Here is a 21,282-nt window from a genome sequence, read left to right on the forward strand (position 1 = left end):
TAGGAAAAATGATTTGGGTGTGATTAAAGAATATGAAAACACATAATCAAGTTGTTTTCTATACGATTAGGTGGTCTACCATTAAAAAAATTTTAGTACTAGATTTTATAACAGGTACAGGTATTTATTATGCATTTAAAATTATTTCATCCAGCGTTTTAGTTGGTGTTTTAGGAAGTATTATTTGTACCGAAGGGATTAAACGGTTACCTGGCAAACTAATGCGTTGATTGGAAAGGGTAAGGATTCTAGCTAGTTATTATGTTTGTTAATATGAAAATAGCCCCACCAAAAAGGAAGTAGCTTATTGGACTAACGCTCTTTCAGTTTAAGTAATTTTTATCACAACAGAACCCTCCTATTGACTAGGAGGGTTTTAATATTTCTATAGTCTAGATGCCTACTCACCTACCATCCCATCACCATCGTTATCCCGCATATAAGGGTACAACCAGTGGTCACTCGTTATAGGCATACTGAAACCTGCATCTTTTGCTTCTTTAATCGTCACCTCACCATTACCGTTCGTATCGACACTAGAAATATTACCGCCTGTATTTGAACTGGTTGAGTTTTCACTTGAACTAGTTGAGTTTTTACTTGAACTGGTTGAGTTTTTACTTGAACTGGTTGAGTTTTTACTTGAACTGGTTGAGTTAGAAGACTTGCTTTCTGTTAAACCAAGTGATTGGTTTACTTCATCCGGGTTAACATTGTCAAATTTATCTACAACTTTGTTGCCCTTGATGGTATACGTATACTTATAGCTTGAAGGAACCTGTGTTTTTGTATTCGGATAGGTGATAATTGCTTCAAAATTTGTCGCACCACCTGCATCACGAATCACTTTTTCCATATATGCTTGGTCGCCATACCTGTTCAATGTACTTTCTTGTGGGGTAATATTATAAGCATTCGATACCCCTCCTAGAGAGTCAGCTATGATATGTCCTTCATCAAAATTATCACTTTCAACACCCGGAACTTTTGCCTCATCAGAGTAATATCTACCAGATGATGTTACAGGCTCGCTACTGTCATCTTGTAGAATAATCTCGTCCGCAATGACACGTACTAGTTGCCCGTATTCATTAGTAAACGCCCAATATTTGCGATCCCCATAGCCGATATCCACGACAACATTGGGTTCACGATAACCAGATAAATCGCCACCATCCACTTTGATAAGTTTGTATCCTGAGAACTGTGTCTCCTCTTTTTTCTTAGCTTCCGCCTTTGTCTTAGCTTCTGCTTCTGCCTTTGCCTTAGCCTCCGCTTCCGCCTTTGCCTTAGCCTCCGCTTCTGCCTTTGCCTCCGCTTCTGCCTTTGCCTTAGCCTCCGCTTCCGCCTTTGCCTTAGCCTCCGCTTCCGCCTTTGCCTTAGCCTCCGCTTCTTCCTTCGCCTCAGCCTCCGCTTCCGCCTTTGCCTTAGCCTCTGCTTCTTCCTTCGCTTTAGTTTTTTCTTCCTCTGCTTTAACCGTACCTACTTCTTGCTGTTGCTCTACCTGTGCGCTACTATCAGCAGACTCTTCTACTGGAGGAATTATTGAACTTAAAGTAATACATAATATCGCAGCAGCACCAAAAATCATTACTACATGCAACCTTTTGGCTTCAGGAGCTCTCTTCAAAACAAAGCTCGGTTTAATTAAGCCCACAAATAAAGCTGCGATAGATACTAGAAATAGGATAAGAAGCAAATTATCAATTACTGAAGGTGACAGTATCCAAATAAAAGATACTGCTATTGCGCCCCCAAAAACCCGCCACACAAATGGCTTATTTCTTTTAGTTTCTGGAAGCCATGAAAGAACAACGTTCGGATCATTCAAACCTACGATTAGACCTAGAAAAGATATTAAAAGCAGTCCAACCAACAAAGCCATCTTTCTTCCTCCTTCTATTTTTGTAATTAATATGGATAACAAATAGGCTTTTCATAATAGCTCATATTCTTATTTACCACTCGGCAATCCGAACTCAATCTAGATATTATTTCCATATAGTAATAGAACGGGAAAATTATGAAGAGACCTCCAGAATCAATCCAAAGGTTTACGTTTTGAGATGCTTTTCTAAAAATACTCTGAAGTAATAACCTTTTTGATATCATAAATGGCATAAAGATAAAGAAAACACGCCCCAAAAAACGGCGTGTTTTCTTTATTGTAAATATTACTTCTTCTTTAACTAATCCTCCATTAATTTATTAAAATGCTATCTACGCCCACAATTGGGTTCGTTCTTTATACTCCTCTGATAGATTCACCAGTCCCCCCTATTTCCTCCAAGTAGTATTATAGCTTCGTTTGTTATACAAGATCTCAGTCCACCTAGCCTTATATATATTTATACAAGTAGGGGGTGAACAGTTTAGCGGAGGAAATCCATATCAGTCCCACATCCCCGTAAATTCTACCCTGGCTACTGATAGAATAAATCCATATAAAAAGTTCAACCAGAAAGTTCTGGCTGAACTATATAATACGAACCATACCAACTTCCCCTTCCATACGAAAGCCACAATCTTTACGAAACAGCCTTTTGTTAAGGTTCTTTATAATGACCCATTACCTTTTTCATAACAAAAAGGAAGGAAACAAAGCTTCCCTTCCTTTATATATATTTTTCTCTCATGTAGATTTATTCAGCTTTCATATCAACTACGGCTTTTTTTCCTTCCAATATATCCAGACTTAACTGAACTGATTCTCCGATGGCTTTTTCTATATCATCTGGCTGTACACCAAAGTGGTCAACAATTGTCTTTTTATCAATGAAAAGATTTTTAGTAAAGATTTTTGCGAATTCAGCCGTATCCAATCCCAGTTCTATTCCAGCACTCTTTTGTTTTTCTGCTTTCGCCTTCATCGCTTCAATATAATTAGAGGCAGGAATTGTTATGATTTCTTTGTCCGGTGTTCCCATGTATTTATGGAAGATGGTCAGCATTTCTTTCCACTCCATATTATAATAGCCAACCGGGTAATTACCTGTCTTCCCATTTATTAAGGCACCAGCAATGCACTTCCCGATCTGCTTCGCTGTCACCATGGTTGTTCCTCCTTCAGGATACATGACAGCTTCTTTCATATTTTGAATCTGTTCAACAAGGAATACCCAAACAGGCTTACGTCCCTGCTGGCTTCCAAAGACATATGGAACCTCCAAAACGGCTACACTCATATCATCATCCCCGAAGGATAAAGCCATATTAGCCTGATCTACACGGCTCCTTATATATGGATGGTGCTTCGTCAGTTCATACTCGGGTAGTTCTCTATTAAAATAAGCAAAATACGACCCCAGTACAACTGAATGTTTGACACCGCATTCCTTTGCTATTCTTAATAGCCGTTCTAATGGTGTAATATTATATTTTTCAAAAAATGAATAGATTGGTGATGGTGCCTCTACTCTTTCATCTACACCTGCCGCAAAAACAAATCCGTCACAGCCTGTTAAATATTTACGAATATCATCATCTGTCAATGTTAAATAATTTCCCAGAGTTATCTCCATTTCTTCAGGAAGGTTACTGCCTTCAGGGATAGGTGGCAGTGACAATGTTGCCACTTCATGCCCTTGTTCAATTAATACCCTTGCGCCTTCAGCACCTAATAAGCCCGTACCGCCAATCATAAATACTTTCATGTTGGTTGCCTCCTCCGTTTCATTCTCCTAAATTTTATCATCTAAGATAGTGGTATATTTGACCAAAAATGTATTTTATGTGAAATCTTATACTCACATTTCCCTTTACCTTTAAACGGTAAACAAAAAAGCTCACAGGTAGAACACCTGCAAGCCTATTCCTCAATTTCCTGAAGCATAACACTCTCCACATAATTCACAAATCGACGTAAATCCTGAGCCAGTTCGCGATTTATTTGGCCTTCTTCATACATTCGCTGAATGTCAGCTCGTTCAGCTTCAATAGCTTTGAAACGTAATTCTTCTTTTTGCTGATCCTTCATACTATTATTTGAACGGGCTTTATTTGGTTGCTTCAGTTTATCAATAATTCTTCGATACTCATAAATGATGGATGAAACATGTGAATTGTTCGTTTCCTCTACATATTTTTCTAGACTTTCAATGGCAGCTTTTGTCGCCTGAATCTGAATATCCCGCATATCATTTAACAGGACTGCCGTCTTTTCGTTTTCCTTGGTTATCACACGCTTATATTGCTTATACTTCCTATATAATTGGCCAAAAAGAGTCGTTATTTTGGACATGAAATTCTCTGTGAGTAAATTTTCTCTTATATCCAAGGACTTCTCGAGTCTTTTCACAATCTCTTCACTTACAGAACCATCAGCAGCAGCCTCCTGGATATAATGTCTTTCTGCTCTTAAACCAACTAAGCGAGCCTCAATTCTCTCTTTTTGCGATACCTTAATAAATTCTAAATCCTTATTTTCATAGCGAATTTGCTCAATCATCTTTTTATATTCACCAATTAACTCGTAACCAGCGGATTGATTCTCCGGCTCTAGTTCTTCTTCAATCCGCTTTATGGCAGTCCTCAATATTTTTAATTTCATCTGAGCATCTAAAAACTCTTTCTCTTCATCATTCTCTGGTTCAATGGCTTTTTTACTGATCAGAGGCAATAGAATAGTCGCAGCTAAAAGAGTAAATAAAATAACACCGCCTGCTATAAATACAATTAGAGAACGTTCAGGAAATAAATCTCCAGTTGCTACAAAGTATGGCATTGACAATACACCTGCCATCGTAATTGCACCGCGTACGCCGGTCAAGCCGGTTAGAAGGGCCACTTTCCAGCTGGGCTTCGATTGTTCTTTTCGGTTAGTTATGTAATAACCCATGCTTAAGAAGCAGTAGGACCAAACAATTCGGATAATCATGATAGCCAAACCAATCGCCAGGACATAACCGAGCACAAGCCAATTGCTGATTAGAGGATTCTCTACCGTTGCTCTCATAGAAGAAGGCAAACTCAAGCCCAATAATAAAAACACCACTCCATTGAGTACAAACAAGATGATCGACCACATATTCTCAGTGACCACCTGTTCCTCAGCACTTTTCATTCCAGTCTTTTCACTTAAACTGGAATGAACAATACCTGCAGCTACTACAGCAATTACACCAGAGGCGTGCAGGACTTCTTCTGAAACAATATAAACAATAAATGGCGTTACAAATTGCAGCAAAGAATAAAAGGTGACATCCTGTATCCCTTGTCTTCTTAGTGAATAACGGATTAGGATAGCTAATAATCCGAGGATAATACCAGCAATCGCACCAACAATTACCACATAAACAAAATCGGCTGCTGCCTCCTGTAATGAAAAATAACCTGTTACAACCGCAGCAACTGCATAATTAAAGGCAATTAAACCAGACGCATCATTAATCAACGATTCGCCTCGAACAAGACGTAAAATAATCGTCGGTAAGTAAATCCTTTCGGCAATTCCGTTCACCGCTACTGGATCCGTTGGAGAAAGGATAGCTGCTAAAGCAAAAGCAGCGGCCAACGGAATACTGGGAATCAGCCAGTTAATAAAATATCCGCCAATTATAGTCGTTAAAAAAACAAGAATAAATGCATTGGCCAATATTGGCCAGCGCATTTTCCATAAATCATCGCGTGGAAATCGACGTCCATCATTAAATAATAGTGGTGCAATAAATAAAAGCAAAAACCATTCCGCTTTTAACTCAAATGATAGATCCTGTATGAATAAAGCAAATAAAATCCCCAAAGCTATTTGAGTTAAAGCGGTGGGGATGGATGGAATATAGTGGCTAATAATATTCGATATTAAAAGCATGACTAAAAGCAATATAATTGATAAAAGTAAATCCATTATTCTCCCTCTAACTCGATATTAATAATTTTTATATTCTGCCACAAAAGGAGGCTACTTATTAATATACCCATTCAGATATGTGGAAAACTTTTCTCTTTAATCGGATTCATTACTGTGTTGTAATCGATCCGCGTTTGAAAAGTGGGTGGCATCTGTTTATAATGTCTAACAATATCCACGTAACCGCCTCCTTTGTTTTGCCTTTTCTATAATTATAAAGGAAAATATTTCTAAAGGAGATTAAATAACGGAAAAATCAAATTCTTTTATTTAAGTGAGGACAATCTCAAAGTACAGGAGGCAAGGAAATACTTGGGGAATTATATACAAAATCTAATTAATCAATTACCCGAACTTAAAGTAGGACAAAGATTTATTCTTGGTATTGATGGCCTCAGTCGTTCTGGGAAGACGACTTTTACCAAAAGAATGAAACAGTCACTTGAGAAACAGAGTCTATCATTTCACCTTGTTCATATTGATGATTTTATTGTAGATAAAGATAAACGTTATCACACTGGTCACGATGAATGGATTGAATATTACCGACTCCAATGGGACGCGGAGTGGCTAAGAGCTAATTTTTTCAATCAATTAAAGAAATCAACTGAGTTACTCCTCCCTGCATATGACCCCACCACTGATAAGCAAAAATGGCAAGTAATCCAGATTCCAGCAACTTCCCTCATTATCGTTGAAGGTATATTTCTGCAAAGAAAAGAATGGAGAGCATTCTTTGATTTTATGATTTACCTAGATTGTTCCAGAGTAACTAGATTCAGCCGGGAAAGTAAGACCACACAGGAGAATATCGATAAATTTCAAAATCGATACTGGAAAGCAGAAGAGTATTATATAAAGAAAGTTACCCCGCTAGAACGAGCTGATTTGGTTATCAAGAATGATGATTAGATCTTTAGGATGGATCTAATTAAAACAGCCCTTCCGAACGATTCGGAAGGGCTGTTTAGATCGGTGAGCATCCTATTATTATTCAAATGCCTCATATACCTTTAATTTCTTTCCTTTAACAGTTTTATTCTTCATAGCCTGTAAGACGATTGGACCTTTATTGTTCAATATTTCAACAAATGTAGCCTGGTCTTGAATTGTGATAATTCCAATGTCTTCAGCAGATATGCCTTCAATTTTTGCAATTGTCCCCACAAAATCGACAGCTCTCAATTTCTTTTTCTTGCCGCCATTGAAAAACAGCTTCATAATTTCACTGTTTAATTCGGTCGTTTTATCTTCCTTTATCTCATTTTCGAACATTTTTGATTCGAAATTCGGCCTGCATTTTTCTACTTCTGCTTCAGTTGGCTCCTCTTTTACCTGAATAGCAAAGCCTATATATTCTTCTGTCTCTCTCAATAATTCTTCATCAAAAGGAGTTACAAAAGAAATGGCTACTCCCGTATGTCCCGCACGGCCCGTTCTTCCCGTCCTATGTACATAGGATTCCTTTTCCACTGGAAAATCGTAATTCAAGACATGTGTAATATTTTCAATATCAATTCCGCGCGCAGCGACATCCGTGGCAATTAAATATCGAAACTCACCCCGTTTAAATTGATTCATAACATCGAAGCGGTCCTCTTGATACATTCCACCATGAATTTTACCGCATGAATACTCCCATTTAACCAATGTATCAAACAGATTGTTTACCTGTTCCTGTGTGCGGCAAAAAACGATGCAGCTATCCGCATTCTCTATCGTCGTAACTTTCCTTAGCAGCTCCGCTTTCTTTTCATGCTTGACCCTATAATAAGAGTGTTCGATCAACTGAGTCGTCATCTCTTTTTTGTTAATTTCAATAAAGATTGGTTCTTTTAAATATTGATTGGATAGGTTTTGAATATCATCCGGCAATGTTGCTGAAAACAGCATGCTGATTCGTTCCTTAGGTAATTCATTTATAATGGCTTCAACCTGATCAATAAAGCCCATATTCAACATTTCATCTGCTTCATCAATTACCAAATAGCGAAGTTCATCAACATTTAATGTACCTTTTTGAATGTGATCCAACACTCTTCCAGGTGTTCCAACAACAATATGATTTTTTTGCTTAAGCTCCAGCTGCTGCTTAGCAAATGATTGCTTTCCATAAACAGCAGCTGCTTTAATCCGCTTAAATCGGCCAATATTCGTTAAATCTTCCTTCACCTGCGCAGCCAATTCTCTGGTCGGGGTTAGGATAAGTGCCTGAGGCTTATTTTCAATCCACTCTATATGATGGCAAATCGGGATTCCATACGCAGCTGTTTTCCCACTGCCAGTTTGTGCTTTTACGATAAGATCCTGATTACCAATCGCAATTGGAATCACCTTTTGCTGGACCTCTGTCGGTTGAAAATAATTCATTTTACTTAATGCCCGAATAATTTCGGGACTTATGTTAAAATCATTGAAGCTATGTTCAGTCATGTATGTTCCTCTTTTTCGGTTACTTAGCTGATTCTCCACTTGAGAGATGCTTTTATCCATTATACCTGATTGGCACTGAATAATCGAAATTAGAACGATACTCTAATCTCAGGCTACCGTTCTAAAACACTGTATAATAATGAATCACGCCAGCCTTCTCTCATGATCAAATGGTCGCGAATGATTCCTTCCCTAACCATTCCAACTTTCACCAACACCTTTGCTGAACCTATATTTCTTGGGTCACAGGTTGCAAATATACGATGCAGGTTCAGTTCCTTAAATCCAAATTCAATTAACAAAGACGCGACTTCTGTCGCCACTCCTTTTCCCCAATAATCCGGATTAACAATATAGCCAATTTCTCCAGCTTTATTAGTGAAACTTCGTATAGTAAGCTCTCCAGCCCCAATCATATTTCCATTATAAATAATTGCGAAGACAAACCTTGCTCTTGGTTTTTTTGTTGAATCTTCGATTACTTGGCTCACAAATTTTTTCGATTCTTCTTCCGTATTCGGTCCCCAGGGCTGGTACTGACAAACGATATCTTGTGATGCGTATTTATGTAGATCAACCCAATCACTACTAATCATTTCTCTCAGCATGATTCTTTCATTTGAAAGGCAGAATATATTTTCTATCGTATTTCCCTCCCTATCCTGAACCACTTCATTCTTCTAAAAAAGCAGCTATCTGGTCATGATAGCTGCTTAAAATTTATTCTTATTAATTTTGATATCTCAATACAGGCTTACGAGCAGCCAGTGCCTCATCCAAACGGCTGATTACCGTTGTATGTGGTGCTTCCTGTACAATTTCCGGATTCTCCTCTGCTTCCCTGGCAATTTGAATCATAGCATCAATAAAGCCATCCAGTGTTTCTTTTGATTCTGTTTCTGTTGGCTCAATCATCATGCATTCTTCCACATTCAAAGGGAAATAAATGGTTGGTGGATGATAGCCAAAGTCTAACAATCTCTTGGCAATATCAAGAGCCCGAACACCAAGTTTCTTCTGACGTTTTCCGCTGATAACAAACTCATGCTTACAGTGCTTATCATATGGGAGATCATAGTACTCTGCCAATCTTCTCATCATATAGTTTGCATTTAAGACAGCATACTCCGTTACTGCCTTCAATCCGTCTGGTCCCATAGACCGAATATACGTATAGGCACGGACATTGATTCCAAAATTTCCATAGTACGGCTTTACTCTGCCAATTGATTGCGGACGATTGTAATCAAGCTGATAGCCATTCTCTTCTTTTACAATAAGCGGTTTTGGTAAGAACGGAATTAACTCCTTCTTAACCCCAACCGGCCCTGAACCTGGCCCACCGCCGCCATGTGGTCCAGTAAATGTCTTATGCAAGTTAAGATGAACAACGTCAAATCCCATATCACCCGGGCGAGCCTTGGATAGTACAGCATTCAGATTGGCACCGTCATAGTATAGTTTTCCACCGGCATCATGAATAATTTCGGCCATCTCGATGATCTGTTCTTCAAAAAGCCCCAGTGTATTCGGATTTGTAAGCATTAAGGCTGCTGTATCTTTCCCTACAACACTCTTCAAATCTTCCAGATCTACTAAACCATCCGGACCTGACTTCACGGTAACAGTTTGCAATCCCGCAACTGTGGCTGAGGCAGGATTCGTACCATGCGCAGAATCAGGAACAATTACTTTTACGCGGTCAAAATCACCATTCGCCTCATGATAGGCACGAATCATCATTAATCCCGTCCACTCTCCATGCGCTCCCGCAGCCGGTTGCAAAGTGACTTCGTCCATACCTGTGATTTCCTTTAGACTTTGCTGCAAATCATACATTAACTCTAAAGAACCCTGTACAGCTTCTGCATCCTGCAGAGGATGAACATGTGCAAATCCATTTAGACGGGCAACATTCTCATTAATTTTCGGATTATATTTCATGGTACAGGAACCGAGCGGATAGAAACCGGAATCGACGCCATGATTTCTTCTCGAAAGTGCCGTGTAATGACGCATGATATCCAACTCGGATACTTCAGGCAGCTTTGGTTCCTCTGTGCGAATGAACTCCTCAGGCAAAAGCTCAGTTAATGCTGACTCCGGAACATCCATTTCCGGCAACGAATAGCCGATACGGCCCGGCTTGGTTTGTTCAAATATTAATGGCTGATCCTGTTTATTCATGGAAATCCCCCAATTCCTGTGCAAATCTATCAATCTCTTCTTTTGTACGCAGCTCCGTCACTGCCACAAGCATATGATTGGTTAAGGCAGGATAATCACAAGCTAAATCATAACCACCAATTATGCCTTTTTGTAGGAGCATTTTATTAGCTGCAGCTACAGAACCATTTAACTTAACAACAAACTCATTGAAAGAAGGTCCTTCAAAGGCAATTTCAAGTCCATTTGCTTTTAATTGCTCCTTTGCATAATGCGCTTTTTGGAGATTTTGAAGCGCCATCTCCTGCACGCCTTTCTTACCTAACGCAGTCATTGCCACAGAGGCTGCGAGAGCATTTAATGCTTGGTTAGAGCAAATATTCGAGGTCGCTTTATCGCGACGAATATGCTGTTCCCTCGCCTGCAAGGTTAATACAAACCCACGCTTCCCATCCTCATCAACCGTTTGGCCAACCAAACGTCCAGGTACTTTTCTTATCAGCTTAGAAGTAACTGCAAAATATCCGCAATGAGGTCCGCCAAATGCAGCCGGGATTCCGAACGGCTGTGCATCCCCTATGACAATATCTGCACCAAAATCACCCGGCGGTTTCAAGACACCAAGTGAAAGTGGGTTACTTGAAACAATTAACATTCCTTTATGTTCATGAACAATTTGTTCAATTTCAGCTAAGTTTTCGATTCGGCCAAAGAAGTTTGGATATTGAGTAATAAAACCAGCTACCTCATCAGTCATCATACCCGCCAATTGTTCTGTATCGGTCACTCCATTTTTACAGGGGACAACTTCAAGCTCAAGATATTGGCCTTTTGCATAAGTGGATAAAACAGCCCGTGATTCCGGGTGCACTGTCTCTGAAACAAGCAGTTTCTTACGACGTGTATGTCCTGCTGAGAGCATGGCTGCCTCGGCCAGAGCAGTTCCCCCATCATACATGGAGGAGTTCGCCACATCCATTCCGGTCAGTTCACAAATCATCGTTTGAAATTCAAAAATAGCCTGCAATTCTCCCTGGGAAATCTCCGGTTGATACGGTGTATAAGCGGTATAAAACTCTGATCTTGAGATAACGTGATCAACGATGACTGGCATGTAATGGTCATATACTCCCGCTCCAAGAAAAGAACTATGGGTCCTGAGATTGGCATTTTTCTCGGCCAGCTCAGTTAATTCTTTCAGAAGTGCTGATTCAGACTTTGCTTTTTTTAGCTTGTATTCACCCTTAAACCTTACTTTTTCAGGTATATCAGAAAATAAGTCATCGATTGATTCTACACCAATCGCTGTTAACATCTGTTCAGTATCCTGCTCTGTCATTGGTAAATAACGATGCTTCATTTTTTTACTCCTCCTGCCTGAGTGCGTTTATAAAATGGAGTACTAACAATTTTCGCCTTTAATCTTTTTCCCCGTATCTCAACCTCGACTACCTCATCAAGGTTAGCGAATTCTACATTAATCAGGACAAGGCCTACGTTTTTCTTTAAGGTTGGGGATTGTGTTCCAGTGGTCACTTCCCCGATGTTTTCATCCTTAACGAAAACCGGGTATCCATGTCTCGGAATACCGCGGTCAATCATTTCGATTCCGACAAGCTTTCTAGGGGCGCTATTTTCCTTCTGTTCCTTTAAAACTTCCTTACCAATAAAATGTTCTTTATCGGTTTTTACAGCGAACCCAATCCCCGCTTCGATAGGTGTAATCTCTGGAGATAACTCTTGGCCATATAAAGGAAGTTTTGCTTCAAACCGAAGCGTATCTCTTGCCCCAAGTCCACATGGAACCAATCCCTTATCCTTACCGAATTCTAAAAGATCTTTCCAAAGCTTCACTGTATCTTCGCTCTTACAGTACAATTCAAATCCATCTTCACCGGTGTAGCCAGTTCTTGAAACAAGTACACTAATGCCATTTATCATGACATCTTCACGAAAAGCAAAGAAACCAATGGTATTGAGATCTACTTCCTCTGCAAGGTTCTGTAATATATCAGCTGCAAGCGGTCCCTGTAATGCCAATTGCCCTATTTGTTCCGATATATTTTTTAGTTCTACATCTTCGCTCGCATGCTTTTTTAACCACTCAAAATCTTTATCAATATTAGATGCGTTCACAACTAACAAATAATCATCTTCACCTTTTTTATAAATAATCAGGTCATCAACCGTTCCGCCATTCTCATAGCACATAGCAGTATACTGTGCCCGGCCCGTTTTCAGCTTACTGACATCGTTGGTCATCATCAGCTGCAAAAATGGTAAAGACCCAGCACCCTTAATCATGAATTCGCCCATATGTGATACATCAAAGAGGCCTGCTTTTGTACGCACTGATTCATGCTCCTGTTTAATGCCCGAAAATTGGACAGGCAATTCCCAGCCGCCAAAATCAATTGTTTTTCCTCCGTACTCCCTGTACACACTGATCAGCGGAGTCTGCTTTAATTCTCCCATCCTTACCCTCCTAAAATATTCGTTTTATACGGATTCTCTTGCTTGTTATGCCATTTAAATGATTGCTTGTTAACTTATTAAGTAAAACGCCGCTTTTCCACATTTGACCGAAGCGATATATCCTTCAGCGATCCACGAAAAAAAGGACAGAAACCTCCCTTATTAGGGGGGCTCTGTCCTGATACCTGAAAGTTTACCGCCGGGTAACGTACTTCGGCGTTTCCTCTTGGGTGGCTTCACAATAAAGGAAGCGCTCTCCAGAGATGCGTCCAGCAAGAGTCTCTGTACCTGAGAGATTCATGGATTCACCATTTGCTCCTTCGGTGCCGCAAATACGGTCTCTCCCCTTGCCTTCATTCGCTCATATAATTATGTAAATTGGTCATACTAAACAAAAAGCAAGAGATAAGCCGTTTTCTAAATAGTCTTACATTTATATCCTACCATCAACAATTATCAGGTGGCAACATTTACGTTATCTCGATGAATGATTGGAAACTAAAAAAATATCAGTAACACCTCAGCTTTATTGGGGCAAAAAAATTGTTTAGGCGTCACTTAATAAATTCCTTATAATTTTCTGCCATCCGCATAAAGCATTTAATCAGATTTTAGCCGTAGATTAAACTCCTACTATTGTTTAGAAATTAATGACACCACCTATACCTATATAAGGTAAGAGAATTCTATTGAATTTAGTTAAATTACAATCAAGCATTTATCTAACTAGCTTAAATAAAGAAAGTTGGGATTCACATTGAGTTTAACACCAAAGGTCTATTTTGATGAAGATTGGGAAAAGGAGCTTGAGGAAAAGATTATGGAGGATGGCCCCTGGTGCAGCTACTCCCTTTTTAAACTCGGATTGGAGGCCGAAAAGCATAATCTGATTCCAGATTTCAACGGCCTCCTTGCACCAAAGCATTTATCAGGATTTACACCTTTAACCCATCAGCTCGAAGCTGCTACCGAAGTCATCGAAAGAATGAATGGTAAAGCCATATTAGCTGATGAAGTAGGTCTTGGTAAAACAATAGAGGCCGGTCTGATCTTAAAGGAATATATGATTCGGGGCCTGGCAAGCAAAATACTAATACTAGTCCCAGCCTCTCTCGTATCTCAATGGGCACAGGAGCTTAATCAGAAGTTTCACATACCAGCTGTCATATACAGAAAGGGGTATGGGTGGGATTCTGAATGTATAATCACTTCCATAGATACTGCTAAACGAGAGCCTCATCGTTCTGCCATACTCGAACAAACCTATGACATTGTCATCATAGATGAAGCTCACAAGTTAAAAAACAATAAAACCAAAAACTATGAGTTTGTACAAAAAGTCCAGAGAAAGTTCTGTCTACTGTTAACGGCAACCCCTATTCAAAACAAGCTAGAAGAAATTTTTTATCTTGTATCATTGCTTAAGCCAGGGCATTTGGGAAGTTATGCCAAATTTAATGAACGCTTTTCTGCTAAGAAACGTTCATTAAAGGATGATGCTTATTTGAAAGAATTGGTTAATATGGTGATGATTCGAAATAAACGTCAGGATACCGGCATTGAATGGACTAAGAGAAAGGTTGAAACCATTTTTATAGATTTCACCGAAAAGGAACAGGCTCTATATGATGGGGTTTCTTCATTTAGGAAAGAATTACCGGAGGGTATCGGGAGTACATTTTCTTCGTTAATCCTTCAGCGTGAAGCATGCAGCAGCAGGGAAGCCGTCTACTTTACGCTAAAAAATATGCTCGATCGAAACCCGGATGCCGGACTAAGCTTTAAGGAAGCCATACATAACCTTATCAACCTGGTCGAACTGGTTGATTGCAATTCAAAAGCGAAAAAAGCACTTGAATTGATTCATTCTATAAAAGATAAGGTTATCATTTTTACCGAGTATCGAGCCACGCAATTATATTTGCAGTGGTTTCTTAAGCAAAATGGAATCACTTCTGTTCCATTCCGCGGCGGATTTAAACGTAGTAAGAAGGACTGGATGAAAGAACTTTTCGAAAAACAAGCACAAGTCTTAATTGCTACAGAAGCAGGTGGAGAAGGAATTAACCTGCAGTTTTGCCATCATATTATAAACTTTGATTTACCTTGGAATCCGATGCGACTGGAACAAAGAATCGGCCGAATTCACAGACTTGGACAAACAGAAGATGTCCGAATCTATAATTTTGCGACCAGGAATACCATTGAGGATCATATTATGAAAATTCTCTACGAAAAAATTCAATTATTTGAACGTGTCGTTGGGGAACTTGATGATATTCTAACGAGGCTGGAGGTTAAGAATCTTGAAGAGCATTTAACTGACATCCTCAATAAATCAAAAACAGAGGGTGAGATGAAGGTTAAAATGGATAATCTCACGTCTTTAATACAGCTTGCTCAAGATCTAAAAAAGGAGATGCCTTCACATGCAGCAACAGGAAATTCTTGAGTTTCTCGTTCAATTTTTCACAGCCAATCAATGCGAAATCATCAATCAAGGGCCAGGTCATCTAACTGTGCAGTTGACAATTGATATGGATAAAGAACTGATGAACCGACCTTTTTATTGGCATTATCTCGAGAAAGTTGGCGGAGTGCCTAATCCGATGAGCTTAACGTTTATCCTCGACAAAGAGGCAGCTCCTCCTGATTTAAAAGGGGAATTCATACATTTCGGATCCCCTCGCCTGCACCAAATATTCGCATCTGCCCAAAGACTATCGAAGCATATCCGCTTATTTGAGGAGATTAAAGTGACTAGTGGTCAGATGCCTTTATTTCCTTGGTTAGGTGTAAATGTTAATATCTCCTATGAATGCGACCGAAAAAAGGATTTATTCTTTTCAATAGGATTGAACCTGATTAACGGTCTTTTCGTTGAAAATTTCATTGATTCAGCTGATAAACTGTCGCTTACACCTAAAATATCTGATTATACATTTACCCTTACACCAATTATTCGGTATCAAAGCGGATTGCATCGTATCAAAACTTATATCCAAAATAAAATTAATCAGGATGACCATGGGTGGGCTGATGAGGCTCTCGTGCGCTGGAATAAAGATTTGAGTTTACTGAACCATTTTTATGAGGATAAAAAAGAAGAGGAAACTCACATGTATGACCTTGAAAAAGAAGCATTACGAATGCAATATGAACCCAGAATCCGTGTCAGCTTCATAAATGGCGGCCTTTTTTATCTTAGCGGTCAGGCTATCTAAAAGAGGTATTTAAAGTTAAGGCTGAATTCTCGCATCAACTAAACAATAGTTTAGAATAAAGCTTAATCTTTGATGAAGATATAAAAATGAATACAAAAAAGCAGTGGGTTGCAAAAAAATCCACTGCTTTTTTAAAGAAACTTTATTACGCCTTACGTTTAAAGAGCATTTCAATTGATAACGGAATGATTCCGAACCAATGGTTCATTAATGGCGGCCGATCATCTCTATGATGACGGCGTTGCTCTTTACGTACTTCCTTTGGCTGCTTCATATACACTAACCACTGAATTGTTAAAAATTTTATATAATCATTTGTTTTCATCGACATTCACCCATCAGAAGTATCTCCATTTATCATGGATGTTATTCATTAATTTCTAAAAAAGATGGCTAGTTTATGGTGATTTTCATTAATATCTCTTCTGTAATCTCCATTTTTGTTTTTCTGTCCGTATGAACCTGTAAATCAGCAGCTAACTTATATAGGTTAACCCTCTTTTGATAAAGCTGCACTATTTGTTCCTCTTTATTTCCGGACAATAAAGGGCGTGATGAGTCAGTCTCGAGCCTTTTTATGATTTCTGTCGGATTGGCATGGAGCCAAATAACGGTTCCCTTTTCCTTCATATATTTCCGGTTGTCTTCCCTAAGAATGATACCCCCGCCTGTCGCAATGATACAATTTTCGATAGGTAATGATTGCAACGCCTGCTGTTCTAGGTCCCTGAATCCATCTTCACCTACTTCATCAAAGAGCTGCGGAATCGACCTTCCTGTACGTTCAACCACCGTCTGATCACTATCATAAAAGGGACAACGCATTTTTTCAGCGAGAGCCCTACCCACAGTCGTTTTCCCAGCTCCCATAAATCCAATTAAATAAATGGCTTTCATCTCTCTCCCCCTAACTCCTAACTATCTATCCATTTCACTACTTTCTTTGCTTCAATTGAGTACGTAATCGTCTCCCGTCTCACCGTATGATCAGTCTGAATATCCAATGAGATCTCATAGAACCCTCTCTCAAGCGGTTTTATATGATAGCCTATTCTTCCATTATAATAAATCCATTCCCCTTTTGTCTCAGGAACACTATCATCATCAAGCATTAAGATTGCAGCATGTGTACCCGTATCACCCAGATAGGTGGTAATTAACCATTCGGTTTGATACTTATGATAATTCACTTCCTGAGCCATATTTCCTATCGAATACATACAAATGATAAAAATAACCGAAAAAAACAATAAAGCAACAGGCATAAATATTCCACGTTCATTTTTAAGAAGGTTCAAATTTGTATCGTTTGAACAGCCGTTTTTCATACATATCACCATTTATAAGAGTCACAGATATGATCAGTGACTCTCCTTCTTTTTTAACATGAAAGCTCTTAATATCTTGAAGGACCATTTCATGCCCAGCGCCATCCACTCGCCTTCTTACCATATTATTATAGACTTCATATGTTATTTCTTCTCCACTTTTATCAAGTAAAAGGACATTGCTTTTAGGTACTCCAAAGTCTTTTGTCTTTTGAAATTCTCGTTCCAATTGACGTATAAAGATATTCCATTCCATCCTTGTATTTGTGTTCGTATCCCTGACATGCCAGTCTGTTATACTGGCAAGTGCACTCGTCATAAAGACACTTAATAACGAAAATAAACCAAGAGCAAATAATATCTCTACCAAAGTAAAGCCATCATCTTTCAGGCAGCTTTTCATACACTTTCTGTAATTTATCCTTTGAGTTGCTATACTCTGCATAATAAACGTTCCCTTCAAGATAAAAAGTATAGGCTTTCCCCTCAATCTCTGCTTGTCCAGTAAACAGTGGACGGCCGTTTATCTGATATTCATTTAAATTTTCAAACAATCTATTAAGAGCGGCTTCCTCCATTCTTAAGTCATTCTTTAGCGTAATGCTTTCCATATATGCCGGAAGCAATAAACAGCAGCATAAGATAAGTATTCCAAACGAAATCAGCAGGTCCAAGATAGCATATCCATGCTCTTTATACTTTTGATATATAAAATCTCCCCCTCCCTAATTGAAAGACAAGCTTGTATATCGTTTTACCATTTTTATCGGTTAAATAGATTGTTGTTGGATTTTGGATATTTCCTGCTGGAATATAGGTAATTGGCACATTGCCAACTTTTTTAAACTTGATTGATTCGGCCTTCTGAGTCGAAATAATATGACTGTTTGTTTTGTATGAGTAAGCTGAATATTCATTTTGGTCAGTTACAAATCTTAGTAAGACATACGTGTTATTTTCCATTGCATAGACCTGAGCATAGTAAATATCCTTCTCCAGTTGATTTAAAAATGCTTGCTGTTCATATGTTTCAAACATTTTACTTGTAACCGCACTTGCTATAGTCAGCATTAACGTCAGACATCCAAGTACAATCAACACCTCTACTAACGTAAACCCTTCTTCGTTCTTTTCCATTTTTATTGTCCCTGAAGAGTTACAGTCCCATCATCCGAAATCACCGCGGTTTTTCCTTCCGGACATTTAACATCCTCTTTTAAAAAACCAGAAGAGATAAGCTTCTCCATCGTCGGAAGCGTATCTTCCTTTAATTTATAGGCTTGTACCTGTCCCTCAACCATCTTTACGAATGCCTCGCATCCCTTACTATTAACTGCTTCCTGGTTTTTCATTACATTGGGTACTGTAATAATCAATAGAACTGATATAACCAGCATGACAATCAACATCTCAATCAAGGTAAAACCTTGTTCATTTTTGTATTTCATCAAAAACACCTTCCTATATCGTATTCATCAATGAAATCATTGGCATTAATATTGCCAAATACAGAAGGATCACTAAAATGGCAACAAGGCCAAACATTAATGGTTGAACCACCTTTATATATTTTTCAGTCTGCATCTCCATCTCATTTAACAGATATCTGCTGTAGTAAAGAAGTTCTTCTCCTAATAAACTATTTTTTTGCCCATGGCTGATTACTCGCTCAAAATCATTCATAAAAATTGTGAGATTCCCACTAATGCTTTCTAATGAATCTCCCTCCTGAAGACTTTTAATCATGTGATGGGTTATTTCCTTAACTAAACTTTTTGGATCCTGCTGACTCATAATCGTTAACGCATCAATAATCGAAATACCACCCTTTAATAATGAGCCCAGCTGCATAGAAAAATAATACGTTGTGGAAAGCTTTCTAAAAGAACGCAGGAACGGAATTTTATTCATCAGTAATTCCTGTTTTATTTTGGATAGTTTTTTTAAATAATAGTGGTATATAAACAAATGCATGGTTAGGAGCACAATGATAAAAAATGGAAGATAGTTAACGAGGGTTGCCAGTAAAACGGATAACTTTAAGAATATATTTGATTCCTGCCCTGCGCCCTGATACATACTTGAGAATTTTGGCAACAAATAATTTGTAAATACTTGCAGCAAGGTAAATGTAAAAACAAGTAGGAAGACTGGGTAATACAATAAATTTTTTAGTTTTGCGCGATCCTCACTTTTCTTAAGCCATATTTCGCCTCCATTCTGCAAGGATTTGGATAGCTGTCCGTGTTTTTCACCGTAGGATACTAAACCAACGAGCTCTTGTTCAAAATCGAGCCATTCTAAAAAGTCCCTAAAAGTATGGCCATCTTTCAATAGTTCCAATGCATCCTTAATTTCTTCTCGATACTTCTTTTTTCCATGAATAAGAGAAAATTCAATACCCTCATAAAGAGTAAAGCCATTCTCCAATAAATCGCCCAATTCCTGAAGAAATCTCGCCTGATCCCTGCAAGACCATCGGGACTTTAGATTACTCCTCATGCACCCACCTCTCATACTCTTTTTGATCCACAAATCCATAGGCAACAGCCTTGCTGATGAGAGAAGATAATTCCGGATAATGAAAGTTCACATCATCTCCCTCCATCTCTGCCCAAACCTTCGCCAATTCATTGCCATAAATCATTTCATGCACACTTACCCGCCCTCTGCTCTTTTCCATAAGGCAGTACGGTGAGCATTCACCCTTACAAAAAGGACAGTGCAATTCCAATAATCTTTGGGAGGTTACACCTAAAAGAGTTTGCTTTGCCTCCTCCTTGTCTATCCCAAATTCCAAAAGCCTTCTAACTGCACCCAATACATCACTGGCATGCATCGTAGTTAAGATTAAGTGGCCTGTTAAAGCGGCGCGCACCGCTATTCTGGCCGTTTCAGCATCCCTGATTTCTCCAATCATGATAATATCGGGATCGTGGCGCAGGGCAGCTTTCAAGCCTACTGAATAACTGATACCGGCTTTTTCATTAATCTGGACTTGAATGGCATCATCGGACTGATGTTCAACAGGATCTTCCAGTGTAATAATATTTCGGTTAACGGTATTTTTGGCATGATGGAGCATGGAATATAAAGTTGTAGTTTTACCACTTCCAGTCGGTCCACAGATGATCATTAATCCATGGGAATGTTTAAGCATGGAAATTAACGTAGTTGACATTTTTGGAAATAAGGAGATTTCTTCGATTGGGAGAGTTTGTAAACTTGGAATAATACGAATGACGAGAGATTCAGAGTATGGGGTAGGCAAGGTGGATAATCGGAGACCAATCCATTTATTTGAAACAAACATCGTTAAGGCCCCTGACTGAGGACGTCTTTTTTCTCCTATATCCATGCCGGCCATAAATTTAAAATGAGAGATGAGTCGTTGGGCCCTGTCTCTTTGGTAACTGCCTTCTGAAAATAAGCGATTGTGAATCCGATAGTAAAGATGGGTTTTCTTGCGTTGGGGAACAATGTGGATATCTGAGGCTTTGAATTTTACTGCTTCTGTTACAACTTTTTCAGCTAACTTATCGATGGTGAGCAATTCTCGTTTCACCTCCTTATATGTTACTCTCTTATGTTATTAGACATTAATTTTTCAATCCCTGCTGGCATAACGAAAGTTTCAAAATCTGTCACAATTCGTCGTTAATTTGGGTAATTTTTCATAATCATGAAATATTTCATCCCTTTTATTCTGTTAACATATTTACAGATTAATTTTAAAATTAAGATAGTAATATATACATGTTAAATATTGATTTATCAAAATGTGGCTAAATTACAACATATGTTTCCA

20 protein-coding genes and 2 riboswitches are annotated in these 21,282 nt (G+C 38.7%); of the genes, 3 read left to right on the forward strand and 17 right to left on the reverse strand.

Translation table 11 applies throughout. From position 1 onward, the window contains the following. Positions 1-400 precede the first annotated feature (400 nt). From A8L44_RS09910 to A8L44_RS09920, 3 genes are all read right to left on the reverse strand, one after another. Positions 401-1,591 (reverse strand): DNA/RNA non-specific endonuclease, encoded by a 1,191-nt coding sequence (locus A8L44_RS09910; RefSeq protein ID WP_077248087.1) that lies wholly within the window; start codon positions 1,589-1,591, stop codon positions 401-403. 1,051 nt (positions 1,592-2,642) lie between these two features. Beyond that, entirely contained in the window at positions 2,643-3,653 is a 1,011-nt protein-coding gene (locus A8L44_RS09915) for an NAD-dependent epimerase/dehydratase family protein (RefSeq protein WP_066105022.1), read from the reverse strand. Positions 3,654-3,808: 155 nt separating this feature from the next. After that, on the reverse strand, positions 3,809-5,845 hold the full coding sequence (locus A8L44_RS09920) for a Na+/H+ antiporter (protein WP_066105025.1): 2,037 nt from the start codon (positions 5,843-5,845) through the stop codon (positions 3,809-3,811). 315 nt (positions 5,846-6,160) lie between these two features. On the opposite strand from A8L44_RS09920, the gene A8L44_RS09925 reads away from it, so the two are divergent. Beyond that, the gene (locus tag A8L44_RS09925) at positions 6,161-6,760 is read left to right on the forward strand and encodes a kinase (protein WP_066105028.1); all 600 of its coding nucleotides are present in this window, start codon (positions 6,161-6,163) and stop codon (positions 6,758-6,760) included. Positions 6,761-6,838: 78 nt separating this feature from the next. Here the strand turns inward: A8L44_RS09925 and A8L44_RS09930 are convergent, their stop codons facing one another. The 5 genes from A8L44_RS09930 to gcvT form a co-directional block, all read right to left on the reverse strand. Continuing rightward, entirely contained in the window at positions 6,839-8,281 is a 1,443-nt protein-coding gene (locus A8L44_RS09930) for a DEAD/DEAH box helicase (RefSeq protein ID WP_066105031.1), read from the reverse strand. A 113-nt stretch (positions 8,282-8,394) separates the two neighbouring features. Beyond that, on the reverse strand, positions 8,395-8,889 hold the full coding sequence (locus tag A8L44_RS09935; protein ID WP_066105660.1) for a GNAT family N-acetyltransferase: 495 nt from the start codon (positions 8,887-8,889) through the stop codon (positions 8,395-8,397). 121 nt (positions 8,890-9,010) lie between these two features. Continuing rightward, positions 9,011-10,468 carry an aminomethyl-transferring glycine dehydrogenase subunit GcvPB gene (gene gcvPB / locus A8L44_RS09940; RefSeq protein ID WP_066105034.1) on the reverse strand — a complete coding sequence of 486 codons (1,458 nt, stop codon included), beginning with the start codon at positions 10,466-10,468 and terminating at the stop codon, positions 9,011-9,013. Next, positions 10,461-11,807: an aminomethyl-transferring glycine dehydrogenase subunit GcvPA gene (gcvPA, locus tag A8L44_RS09945; protein WP_066105037.1), complete on the reverse strand. Its 1,347-nt coding sequence runs from the start codon at positions 11,805-11,807 to the stop codon at positions 10,461-10,463. Before gcvPA ends, gcvPB begins: the two co-directional genes overlap by 8 nt. Continuing rightward, on the reverse strand, positions 11,804-12,922 hold the full coding sequence (gene gcvT / locus A8L44_RS09950) for a glycine cleavage system aminomethyltransferase GcvT (RefSeq protein ID WP_066105042.1): 1,119 nt from the start codon (positions 12,920-12,922) through the stop codon (positions 11,804-11,806). The genes gcvPA and gcvT overlap by 4 nt, the downstream gene beginning before the upstream one ends. 171 nt (positions 12,923-13,093) lie before the next feature. Further along, positions 13,094-13,185, reverse strand: a riboswitch (glycine riboswitch). A 3-nt stretch (positions 13,186-13,188) separates the two neighbouring features. After that, a riboswitch (glycine riboswitch) is annotated at positions 13,189-13,279 on the reverse strand. 463 nt (positions 13,280-13,742) lie between these two features. Between gcvT and A8L44_RS09955 the strand changes: the two genes are divergently transcribed. Both A8L44_RS09955 and A8L44_RS09960 read left to right on the forward strand, forming a co-directional pair. Next, positions 13,743-15,374 carry a DEAD/DEAH box helicase gene (locus A8L44_RS09955; protein WP_066105663.1) on the forward strand — a complete coding sequence of 544 codons (1,632 nt, stop codon included), beginning with the start codon at positions 13,743-13,745 and terminating at the stop codon, positions 15,372-15,374. Next, positions 15,352-16,146, forward strand: coding sequence for a YqhG family protein (locus A8L44_RS09960; RefSeq protein ID WP_066105044.1), 795 nt, complete (start codon positions 15,352-15,354; stop codon positions 16,144-16,146). Before A8L44_RS09955 ends, A8L44_RS09960 begins: the two co-directional genes overlap by 23 nt. A 145-nt stretch (positions 16,147-16,291) precedes the next feature. Here the strand turns inward: A8L44_RS09960 and A8L44_RS09965 are convergent, their stop codons facing one another. From A8L44_RS09965 to comGA, 9 genes are all read right to left on the reverse strand, one after another. Beyond that, positions 16,292-16,471 carry a YqzE family protein gene (locus A8L44_RS09965; RefSeq protein WP_066105047.1) on the reverse strand — a complete coding sequence of 60 codons (180 nt, stop codon included), beginning with the start codon at positions 16,469-16,471 and terminating at the stop codon, positions 16,292-16,294. A 68-nt stretch (positions 16,472-16,539) separates the two neighbouring features. Further along, on the reverse strand, positions 16,540-17,043 hold the full coding sequence (locus tag A8L44_RS09970; RefSeq protein ID WP_066105050.1) for a shikimate kinase: 504 nt from the start codon (positions 17,041-17,043) through the stop codon (positions 16,540-16,542). 17 nt (positions 17,044-17,060) lie between these two features. Continuing rightward, positions 17,061-17,474, reverse strand: coding sequence for a competence type IV pilus minor pilin ComGG (gene comGG / locus A8L44_RS09975; protein WP_066105051.1), 414 nt, complete (start codon positions 17,472-17,474; stop codon positions 17,061-17,063). Next, the gene (gene comGF, locus A8L44_RS09980; RefSeq protein ID WP_077248063.1) at positions 17,431-17,919 is read right to left on the reverse strand and encodes a competence type IV pilus minor pilin ComGF; all 489 of its coding nucleotides are present in this window, start codon (positions 17,917-17,919) and stop codon (positions 17,431-17,433) included. The genes comGG and comGF overlap by 44 nt, the downstream gene beginning before the upstream one ends. Continuing rightward, positions 17,855-18,148 (reverse strand): hypothetical protein, encoded by a 294-nt coding sequence (locus A8L44_RS18950; protein ID WP_066105056.1) that lies wholly within the window; start codon positions 18,146-18,148, stop codon positions 17,855-17,857. The genes comGF and A8L44_RS18950 overlap by 65 nt, the downstream gene beginning before the upstream one ends. A gap of 19 nt (positions 18,149-18,167) precedes the next feature. Next, positions 18,168-18,611 (reverse strand): competence type IV pilus minor pilin ComGD, encoded by a 444-nt coding sequence (gene comGD, locus A8L44_RS09990; RefSeq protein ID WP_066105059.1) that lies wholly within the window; start codon positions 18,609-18,611, stop codon positions 18,168-18,170. 2 nt (positions 18,612-18,613) lie between these two features. Beyond that, positions 18,614-18,922, reverse strand: a complete 309-nt coding sequence (gene comGC, locus A8L44_RS09995; RefSeq protein WP_066105062.1) for a competence type IV pilus major pilin ComGC — start codon at positions 18,920-18,922, stop codon at positions 18,614-18,616. Positions 18,923-18,935: 13 nt separating this feature from the next. After that, complete coding sequence (gene comGB, locus A8L44_RS10000) at positions 18,936-19,976, reverse strand: competence type IV pilus assembly protein ComGB (RefSeq protein WP_066105064.1); 1,041 nt, start codon at positions 19,974-19,976, stop codon at positions 18,936-18,938. Beyond that, positions 19,966-21,027: a competence type IV pilus ATPase ComGA gene (comGA, locus tag A8L44_RS10005; protein WP_066105067.1), complete on the reverse strand. Its 1,062-nt coding sequence runs from the start codon at positions 21,025-21,027 to the stop codon at positions 19,966-19,968. Before comGA ends, comGB begins: the two co-directional genes overlap by 11 nt. Between the last annotated feature and the right edge of the window lie 255 nt (positions 21,028-21,282).

Origin of the sequence: Bacillus sp. FJAT-27986 (assembly GCF_001685035.1) — a bacterium.
Lineage (GTDB): Bacteria > Bacillota > Bacilli > Bacillales > Pradoshiaceae > Pradoshia.